The organism is Aquimarina sp. MMG015, from assembly GCF_018100855.1.
Lineage (GTDB): Bacteria > Bacteroidota > Bacteroidia > Flavobacteriales > Flavobacteriaceae > Aquimarina > Aquimarina latercula.
Genome location: NZ_JAGJEB010000039.1, coordinates 1 through 720, shown reverse-complemented (window position 1 = coordinate 720; position 720 = coordinate 1). Strand labels below are relative to the sequence as shown.

Here is a 720-nt window from a genome sequence, read left to right as displayed (position 1 = left end):
ATAGGAGATAATAATCGAGTTGGATTAGGCTTGTCAATTGTAAATGACGAGATCGGACCCACTGATGAAACATATTTTGATATTGATTTTTCTTATACGATTCCTACTTCAGATACTGGAAAATTAAGTTTTGGAATAAAGGCAGGGGGACATTTATTAAATGTGGATTTTGATCGATTGTCACAGTTTGATACTGGAGATCCTCTTTTTAATAATGGAAATATAGATAATAAATTTAGCCCTAATGTTGGTGCTGGTATTTATTATCATACTGATAAGTTTTATTTAGGATTAAGTGCTCCTAATTTATTAGAGACAGATCATTTTGATGAAAGCGCAGCGATAGATAGTAATGGAAACTCCTCATTTATAGCAGAAGAAAGAATTAATTATTATTTAATAGCGGGTCATGTTTTTGATTTAAGTGATACTGTAAAGTTTAAACCAGCGATTTTAAGTAAGTTGGTTTTTGGAGCTCCTTTACAAGTAGATTTATCAGCTAATTTCTTGTTGTATGATAAACTTACTCTTGGGGTAGGATATAGATGGAGTGCAGCATTTAGTGCGATGGCTGGGTTCCAGGTATCAGATTCTTTAATGATCGGATTTGCATATGATAAGGAGTCTACAGAATTAGGTAGAACACAGTTTAATGATGGAAGTTATGAAGTTATGTTACGTTTTGAATTATTCAGAAAATATAACAGAATGCTAACTCCT

1 protein-coding gene is annotated in these 720 nt (G+C 32.4%); it reads left to right on the top strand.

The genetic code is table 11. The features are described from left to right. The coding region (locus J8L88_RS23400; protein ID WP_211062085.1) for a type IX secretion system membrane protein PorP/SprF at positions 1-720 on the top strand (720 nt) is incomplete at both ends.